The sequence below is a fragment of the Flavobacterium sp. Arc3 genome (assembly GCF_041431375.1).
In the GTDB taxonomy this organism is placed as follows: domain Bacteria; phylum Bacteroidota; class Bacteroidia; order Flavobacteriales; family Flavobacteriaceae; genus Flavobacterium.
In genome coordinates, this window is record NZ_JASMRI010000046.1 from 1 (window position 1) to 9,033 (window position 9,033).

At 33.2% G+C, this 9,033-nt stretch carries 10 protein-coding genes; all 10 read right to left on the reverse strand.

All coding sequences use genetic code 11. The features are described from left to right. Positions 1 to 51: 51 nt before the first annotated feature. Complete coding sequence (locus tag QO200_RS19050; RefSeq protein ID WP_371543528.1) at positions 52 to 510, reverse strand: DUF262 domain-containing protein; 459 nt, start codon at positions 508 to 510, stop codon at positions 52 to 54. Continuing rightward, a complete protein-coding gene (locus QO200_RS19055; RefSeq protein WP_371543531.1) occupies positions 510 to 2,099 on the reverse strand; it encodes an N-6 DNA methylase in 1,590 nt (529 codons plus the stop codon). Before QO200_RS19055 ends, QO200_RS19050 begins: the two co-directional genes overlap by 1 nt. A 337-nt stretch (positions 2,100 to 2,436) precedes the next feature. Continuing rightward, positions 2,437 to 3,042, reverse strand: a complete 606-nt coding sequence (locus QO200_RS19060; protein WP_371543533.1) for a hypothetical protein — start codon at positions 3,040 to 3,042, stop codon at positions 2,437 to 2,439. A gap of 32 nt (positions 3,043 to 3,074) precedes the next feature. After that, the gene (locus tag QO200_RS19065) at positions 3,075 to 3,572 is read right to left on the reverse strand and encodes a hypothetical protein (protein ID WP_371543536.1); all 498 of its coding nucleotides are present in this window, start codon (positions 3,570 to 3,572) and stop codon (positions 3,075 to 3,077) included. A 55-nt stretch (positions 3,573 to 3,627) separates the two neighbouring features. Beyond that, a complete protein-coding gene (locus QO200_RS19070) occupies positions 3,628 to 4,845 on the reverse strand; it encodes a hypothetical protein (RefSeq protein WP_371543539.1) in 1,218 nt (405 codons plus the stop codon). 12 nt (positions 4,846 to 4,857) lie between these two features. Next, positions 4,858 to 5,331 carry a hypothetical protein gene (locus QO200_RS19075; RefSeq protein WP_371543542.1) on the reverse strand — a complete coding sequence of 158 codons (474 nt, stop codon included), beginning with the start codon at positions 5,329 to 5,331 and terminating at the stop codon, positions 4,858 to 4,860. Positions 5,332 to 5,335: 4 nt separating this feature from the next. Continuing rightward, on the reverse strand, positions 5,336 to 5,659 hold the full coding sequence (locus QO200_RS19080) for a helix-turn-helix domain-containing protein (RefSeq protein ID WP_371543544.1): 324 nt from the start codon (positions 5,657 to 5,659) through the stop codon (positions 5,336 to 5,338). A gap of 94 nt (positions 5,660 to 5,753) precedes the next feature. Beyond that, a complete protein-coding gene (locus QO200_RS19085) occupies positions 5,754 to 6,755 on the reverse strand; it encodes a hypothetical protein (RefSeq protein ID WP_371543547.1) in 1,002 nt (333 codons plus the stop codon). Positions 6,756 to 6,783: 28 nt separating this feature from the next. After that, complete coding sequence (locus QO200_RS19090) at positions 6,784 to 8,256, reverse strand: tyrosine-type recombinase/integrase (protein WP_371543549.1); 1,473 nt, start codon at positions 8,254 to 8,256, stop codon at positions 6,784 to 6,786. A 204-nt stretch (positions 8,257 to 8,460) separates the two neighbouring features. Further along, positions 8,461 to 8,769, reverse strand: a complete 309-nt coding sequence (locus tag QO200_RS19095) for a hypothetical protein (protein ID WP_371543552.1) — start codon at positions 8,767 to 8,769, stop codon at positions 8,461 to 8,463. Positions 8,770 to 9,033: the final 264 nt, after the last annotated feature.

Genomic DNA, 9,033 nt, shown 5'->3' on the forward strand with positions numbered 1-9,033 from the left:
GTGGTCAGTTTACTCCGGAACTGGTGGTCAATTTGCACTGGAATTGGGTGGTCAATTTGACCGGTTTTTCCACTCTTGCCATAAAACTGATACATTTTGCAAATATTCAGGGCTTTTTCTGGTAGCAGCATCGGGAACTTCAAATTTGTCTTCAAGAGGTTTGAACGATATTACAATTTGTTCTTTACTGTAGTTTTCCCTAATTACCTGAACTCCTTTTAAAACAGCAAATAATGAAGTTAATCGCTGTTGGCCGTCAACAATTAATAGACTTGACGCTTTTTGTTTTGCGACAGTACCAATATTTTTTGTTCCTTCTTGAAAAGCATTTGCCCAGAATAAAAAATAACCAACAGGATATCCTTTATACATCGAATCAAAAAGCTCTCTAACCTTAGTGTCTTTCCACACAAATGGACGTTGAATATCAGGCAATCCTATTACGCCCATATCTATTTGCTGAATAAGTGTTTGTAAATTATAATTTACCTCTTTGAAAAGTGTTGCCATTATATTTTATTAAAATTCTCCAAAATTCTTTCCTGCAGCTCGTTTCCTTTGGTAAACTGAGACTGAAGTTGGGTTTTTAAGCCTTCCATTTTATCTTCAAACAGGATACCATCGTCTTCCACCTCTTCAGTCCCTACATAGATTCCTGGGGTAAGTTTATAGTCTTGTTTTTCTACTTCGGCTAAGGTTGCGTTATAAGAGTAGCCATCTGTGTTTTCATAATTCCCACCTACATTACGCCAAGCGTGGTAGGTCTCGGCTACTTTATTTATGTCGTCATCAGTAAAAATACGCAGTTTGCGGCTTTCCATCGTTCCCATTTTACTGGTGTCGATAAACAGGATTTCGTTGTTACGCTCACGATGAACTCCATCTTTACCATCTCGGTTCTTGCTCAATATAAATATGCAGGCAGGAATCCCTGTAGTAAGGAATAACTTGTCTGGCAAACGCACGATACAGTCTACCATACTATTGTTGACCATGTATTCACGCACGTTTTTCTCGCCCTTGTTGTTAGAGGTCATTGCGCCATTTGCCATCACAACTGAGGCTGTTCCAGTATCGCTTAGATGACTCCAAAAGGTTTGCATCCACATATAGTTGGCACTACCATCCGTCGTGAATTCTTCTTTAGGTCCAAAGAGTCTTGGGTCGTTTTCCGGTAGATCTTCAGGATGCCACTGGCTCACGTTAAACGGCGGGTTTACTATAATAAAGTCCGCTTTTAAGTCCGGGAACTTATCGTTCAGTAGCGAGTCTCCTAAACGTACATCAAAGGATAAATCACGTAAGGCTAAGTTCATTTTGCATAAACGCAAAGTACCATCATAGCGCTCTTGTCCATAGATAGAGATGTTCTTTTTGTCACCGCCATGAGATTCTAAGAACTTCAATGACTGCACAAACATTCCTCCTGAACCACAGGCCGCATCAAATATCTTTCCTTCGTATGGCTCTATCATTTCAACCATCAAACGCACGATACTTCCAGGTGTAAAGAATTGTCCTGCACCTGAACCTTCAGCAATGGCGAACTTACCAATGTAATATTCATAAACACGCCCTAAGATATCGCTTTCGGGATTTTCTTTTTGAGAGAGTTTCGGGTTAGAAAGTAAATTAATTAATCCACCTACTTGTCTTGGTGATAGTTGACTTTTTACGAAAAGACGGGGCAAAATCCCTTTTAAATCAGGACGAAATTGCGCCAGTGTATTATCTAGAACATCAAAAGCATCGTCAATGATTACTTTAATGTTGTCCTGCTCTGCGTTTTCTTTCAAGTATTCCCAGGTAGCTTCCTTTGGAATAATATATATATTTTTAGAAAGGTACTCGTCGGCATCTTCTAATACGTAATTGATTTCGTCTTGGTCTTGAGTATAATAACCAGAGGTTTTGTCCTGAACTAAATCCAGTAACTCGTCCTTACGAATCTCATATCGCTCGGACATGTGTTTCAAGAAGATTAAAGGAAGTATATAGTCTTTGTATTGATTTTCAGCTACTGCGCCACGAAGCTCATTAGCCGCTTTCCATAGTTCCTGTTCGAAATTAATATCTGCTTTTATAGGGGTCTTTGCCATTCTGTTTTTAATAATTATTATCTATAGTAGTTTGCTAAGGTATTGAAAAAAAATGCTACCAGAATGTGGAAAACCACAATGACCAAGCAATTCGTAAATGAACGATATATACTACGGAATTGCAATACCCAGTTTTAGTGATATTTGAGTTTTCTTGTCTAGTTGTAAAAAACAACTTTAAATAAAAAAGCCACTATTTCTTTAGAGAACGAACATTGGTGTTCAGTTCTTCTTTCAGAAGCAGTGGAGATAATTGTTAAACAACTGTGGAAGCTCCAGATTAATTGAGCAAAAAAATCGATGTTTAGTAGTATAAAATATGAAAGAGGTCGCTAACTCAAGTGGTCTCATTATCCATTAAAAACTGTGTAGAAACGGCCATAACCCACTCTAGTTGCTTACTATGAACAGGAGGGAGGGGATGATAAAAAGCCCAGTTAGTATTAGCTTTTAAAATACCGTAGGGATTGCAAGCGTTACAGGCCTCCATAGCTTTTAATGCTAGAGACTCTAAGTTGATGGAGACACCCCAGCCAAAGATAACGGGTACATTATATACCCAGAGTTGATTAAAATCGTCTTGACGGTTTTTATCAAAAATAGAGTGGGGGATACCCTTATTCTCCATTTCTATTATTTTATCATAGAATATACCACTATTAGCTTCGCGTAGGTCTGAGAGGTTTAAAACGCGTGCATATTGAAGATTGCAGTTGAGCATGACCTTCATGATTTGGCTTTGAGTATTGTCTGGAATTGCTAATGATTCTGTGGAATTGTTTTCAATACCATCTATTGGTTTAGACGAGCCTGGGTTCATCATAATAACCATCAAATCAGGGGTTTTACTCCCTGATTTAATTGTTTTTATATCTAAGTACTTGCGAAACTTAAATCCCTGTTCTTCATAGTAGAAGCCTGTTATTGTAAATTGTGTTTTCATAGAAATTTATCCACCTATCTGCAGAAGAGGTTTTATGATTTTAATAAATTATACTTGGTTAATTGCACTAGGACCTTTCCCTTGATTTTGGCTATCTTAATTTCATCAATGGCCAACGCAGCAATACTCATTTCAAGATAATCTTCATTTTTTTCAAATTTGTATCGGCTCCAAATTTTATTAAGTCTAAGTTTAGGAGTTCCTTTTTCAGTAGGTCTATCTCTTTTAATTCTATTTTTTTTAGAATCAATTGTAAGCAGTTCTTGATAATATTCTATATTGTATAATTGTGAAGGCCAATTTATATTGTTTGTAGGGTAAACTTCATTTATATATTCGACAAGGTCATATAGACAGTACCTTCTAATAAATATATTTTTAAGAAAATATTCAACCCAATAAGAATGTATTTTGTTATTAACAATTATTGTTTTAGCAATTTCCATTATTGGTATTTCGAATTGGTCGTGGTCGCTATCTTTATCATAAAAGATTAATTTTCCGTCCATTTTTATTATATGTAATTTCATTTTTCTATTTTTTATTTAATTGAATTTAGAATCTAATATCTTATTGTTGTAACACTTAACATTGCTCCACAAATGACCTGTAATTCGCAGAAAATTCCCTAACACCCACAAATATATTCCCAAACCTAGCCTCAAGTTTACCTTCTCGAATTCGTGTGCAGTTTTTCAATATTTTTTCCCAAACCATATTATATTGTATATCGTATTTGTCTTCATCGAATTCTATTTCCTCTAGGATTTCTTCTTCAGTGATAGTATTATATTCATTTCTTAATACTACAATTGCATTATCTCGAGCAATAATATCATCATCTTCATCCTCAAATAAAGGATTGTTAATTAAGGCATCATAGATTAACAATTCATCTTTGATAGACATCTTAAAGCCTTTGAATTTATCTTTAAAGATTACATTGACAATTTCATCAAAAAAGACTTGCGGTGTTTTAATAGATCTTCTCGTCTCTATTATTAAAGTGTATAGATGATCCGAGTGATTTATAAGACCGTCTTCGTCATCATAAATTGTTGAGTTGATGCCTGGTGCTCTGAAATAATTTTCACCTAACATATCCTCCAATTGTTTTTCAGTAAATTCGTAGTCCTCTTCAATTAGACTTTCTGAGGTTAGTTTTTTCTTTTTATACATTCTTTTATTTCTCTTGTTATTAGTAATAGGTTTGTTTTGCATATTCAAAGCTGATGTTTTGACAGTTTCCATACTGTCATTTTGCAGTATGAGGCTGTCATTAGGATTACTGCTGTTTTTGAGCTCTGACAGGTTGATTTCCAAAAAATCGTCGATACCTTTATTTGTACTCTCAAGCAATTTTTTTTTCTTTAGTTCTTTTGCTTCCTTTTCTTCTTTTCTTCTTTTATTTTGCGCCGCTAAAGCACTATCATAAGCCTTCTCAATTTTAGCAAAGAACAACGTGTAATAAGTTGTTTTTAAGTGAGTTAGCTGTATCGTTTTTTTCATAATTAACCCTTTGTTGATTAATATTTCAATAGGATTAGATTTGGATTTTCTACCTAATTTTGAGGTATTAATGCAGGTCGCTTCTTCGATATCATGGTATGTTATATAAAATGCTTTGTTTTTATCAATCATCGTATATTTACTCTGTTTAACAATAAAGTAGTCATATTTATCAACCAAGAATTCTAATAAAACAACTGCTTCTAAACCTATTTGTTGAGCTAATGGCTTGTGATACCTGCCAAAATTACCCTTTGCTATTAAAATTTCCTTATTGGTTTTTGTTTGTTTCATCTTACATCATCGTTAAACAGTTTTATGTTTTTTCTCTTTCCTCTTTTTGGTAATCAAAATGTTTGTTAATTCGATAATACCATACAATGTTAATAGATGAAATAGATCCATTGAGATGATTTCAGAAGCGTTTTTTAGATGTTTAGAAAACTCATTATCACAATTTTCAACATTATACTGCTTATTAACTTTGCAAATTTTATGATAACATTCCCTTGCATTTTCTCCATATTCACCTGCTAGTGCAAGACCAATTATTGGTACACAATGGTAATCAAGTGTTATATCCATTGATTTTTCTTCAATAAAATTTATTGTTTTAAGAAAGGAATTATCCAAATGCTTCTCGTTTTTTGAAATACTAGTTTCGGAATATTTGATTCTTTGACTGATCTTTACCATTACATAGATTAGTTCTTCTTTCAAATCAGAATTAGAATTTAAGGAGTTGTACTTAAACTCATTGATGTCAATACTATTTTTCATATCCTTATTTATTTGATAAATAGTTACTGGACTGCTCTTGAATTTCTTGGATAGAGGATATCTTACCAGACTTTATATAAGCCATAAGTTCGGCCCTTGAAAAGTAAAGTCTCTTTCCCTTTTTCATGTAAGGGAGTTCATTCTTGTTTGCCTTATTGTATAAGGTATGTTTGGAAAGGTTTAAAAATGATGCTGCTTCTTGAATAGTGAGGAGATCACTTTGCTTAACATCTGGTTTTGCTAATTGAAGCAACAACATTATGTTGTCAATTTTAGCGTTTAGCTCTTGCACTACTTGCGGAAGAGAATCGAAAGTTACTGTCATCATGTTAAATGATTTTATTGATTTGTATGACAGCAAAAGTCTTTGGTGATTTGTTGGTGAGGTATTTAACTAAGAAATAACCATCTAATAACCAGTATTATATTTCATTTTTTTTACTTTTATAAGAAATGTCTTTAATTTTATCGTCATAAGTCTTATCGTCTTCAGCAAATTTACTGATTGTGGTTGTTTGCTGAGTTTTATTAAAATTTTCAAAAAGGTGTATGAGTTGAATAAATTCCTTATTGAATTTTTTGCCAATTAAAATATAAACAAGGTGAATTGTTTTTCTAATAAATGGAATTTTGACTTCTAATTTAGGAAAGGGTAGGGTGTTCACTGGTAAATTGCCCGTCTTAATCAAGATTGCCACATACTCATTTAAACGTTTCATATCAGCATCCTCTAATAAACTGTCTAAAATATATATTCCTCCAAGTGGTTTGATGATTTCAAGAGCTTTAAAAACAAACTCTTCTAGAACTTCTTCCCTTTTAGGTTGAGAGTCATTGAAGTTATGAACACTAACATTATTACTTGACATATTTGGTAAAAGCCCGCTGCTATCCAGATCATTAATACAATGTGCATCTCTAGCTCTAATAGCTTCAGTTTTTAAATACTCCAACTTCGATTTTCTTAATACCAAATCATCAGCTTGAATTTCTTTGTTTGGTGAGATTATTTTTATTGGGTCAATTAAATTTAATCCGTATTGTAAAGCCTCTAGCAATTGTTTTGCATTATTGCATTCTTCATAGTTAACTCGTGTAATAGCATAAGTTACCCCGAAATCATCGATAAGCGCTTGATGATCCAATAATCTTTTTTTCTGAAATTCCTCAAAATCCTCAGCATCATTAATTTCAAAATCTAAACTGTTGAGATGATGATTATGAACTGCTCTCTTTGTTAAGTTATCTATTTCATTTATTAACTCGGTATAAAATTGTTTGTGAGAGAAGATGTACTTTGCTTTAGCATCAGGACTAACGAGATTGTATTCTTGAAAGAAAGTTTGAGCTATGTTAACTTCCTTAGTTCCTTTGTTAACGTATTTAAGATAGCTTCTGGCTATCAGGTCGGTGAAATTATACATAGTTATATATGATTAAGAATATGGTTTATTAGAAATCCATCAGTTTGTCTGCGAACTCTTTTTTAGTATTGTCGGTAAATCCACTGAAATAGGCTGCTGTAGTTTTAGGGTTGGCGTGGTTGAGTGCTTCCATTACGAATTCCATTGATTGTCCGCTCCTTATAGCATTTGTTGCAAAGGAATGTCTTGCCCAATAGGTTGTAACTTTAAATTTAATACCTTCCTTTACGGCTATTTTATCGATATGGAGGTTGAGGAAGCTTGTGAAGTTTTTTATATTCTGTCTTTGTTCAACAGCATTATCACTTTTCGATACGATAGAGAATATATACTGCTCAGGGTCTTGATTATTAGTGTTATACTTTTGAATAATATTCTTAGTGTAATCGTTGAGGTACACAATGATTTCTTTCAAGTTTCCTTTCTTTGTATTAACAGTTTTAGCTCGATAATATTTAATTTCATCATTATGGATGTGTTTGAACTTTAGTAAAGCAATGTCTTTGATATTCATTCCATTACAAGCATAGCTAAAGAACCAAAAGTCTTTGGCTTTTTCCTGTTCAGGAGTCTCTGTATGGGCGTTAAATAACTTACTAAGCTCTTCCTTGGTAAGAGCTCTTTTCGTGCCTGTAGACGAAGGGATTTGATACTTGCCTTTTCCTTTTCCAAAAGGATAAGTTTCACTTTTTATTTCATTATCGTGAATAGCATCATTAAATATAGTTCGCAACGCACGTAGGTACATCGATACGGTTGTATGGCTTTTATCACTATCCTTGATCATATAATTCTCATATCTATTTAGCCAGTCAGCGGTTATGTCATAAAACGTTAGATTGTGTAGCTTTGATTTAGTTTTTTCTTCTAAGAACTTGCCTAATGATCGGAGACTTAGATTATAGTTGCTCGCTGTTGAGATTTGATCGTTTGCGTTGAGAGTCTTAACCTTATTTTGATAATGATACTGAATATTAATGTTTGCCCCCGTGTTTCTAAACATCTTCTTCTCGAATACTTCAAAAGTAAAAGGGGAGATGTCTTTGGCGACTTCATTAGCTCTACTTGCAATTTGTTGAAGGAATATCTTTGTCTCGTTTTTTGAACCACGAACATTTTTATCTGAATTAAAGATATCATCGTAGTCGTCCTTTGATAGATCTTTCCCCGTTGTATAATACTTTTGCTTCTTAGTGATAACAGAATATACCTGTAGTTTCACTGGAAACAAGTCTGAAGTGTTTTTCTTTGACTTTCTTTTATCTAGGTAAAGTGATATTCTATAATCCATAGCTTTTGTTTCAAAGTAGTAAATGTAGTTATTTGCATAATATTTGCATAATAATTTAGTAAATAAGATGTATTTTAAATGAAGTAAGATGAAGTTGATAGTCGTAAACCCTGTAAAACGGTAAGTACGGTGAGTATGATTGAATATCAATAAGTACAATAGTATGCCTTCTAAGCAGGCGGTCGAAGGTTCGAATCCTTCTGCCTTCACAAAAACCCTTATAAACGTCTGATTTATAAGGGTTTTTAAATTTAGGTAACATTTTAGGTAGAATTTTTGATTGTTAATAAGTATTTTAAGAAAGAAAATTTCTTCAAACTACTACCAGAAAAAACTTAACTTTTCTAACACTTTTAACTAAACCTAATCGACAGTTAGTCAAAAATGATTTTTAGGTTGTTTCCTTTATGGAAATTAATTGCAAACAACATATCTTTTGTAAGATATAGTTTGTTGTACTTTAATACCATTAGTTAATGTACCTACGTGGTCAGTTTCACTACCTACTAATTTCCTACCACAATCATTTGCATTATTACTATAAAAAACAAGTTCACCATGTGGCAAGTAACCAGTGTCTGAAATAGTTACTAAGGTGTCATAGTTGATAATTACTATGCGCATTTCGGTTGCGACCATTGCATTTATAACGACGGGTTCAGTTACAGTATCAGAACTACAAGACGCTAAAACAAACAATAGTAGAATAAAGATTTTTTTCATTTTTATCACCTTTTAAATTAGTATACTAATGTAACCTCAAGAACTAAATTTCACAATACCCACTTTTAGTGATATTTACAATAAAAAAAAACCCTCCATTTCTGGAAGGTTCTTTCAACAATAATAAGCCTGACAAACTTATTTATCTACCGAATTAATTGTTCTATTTCCTATATCTGGCATTATAAAGGATCAAGTCGAAAACCTGTGGAGCGATAAAAATTAGGCATAAATATTAGTTAGCCTAAAAAGAAAGAATTCCAC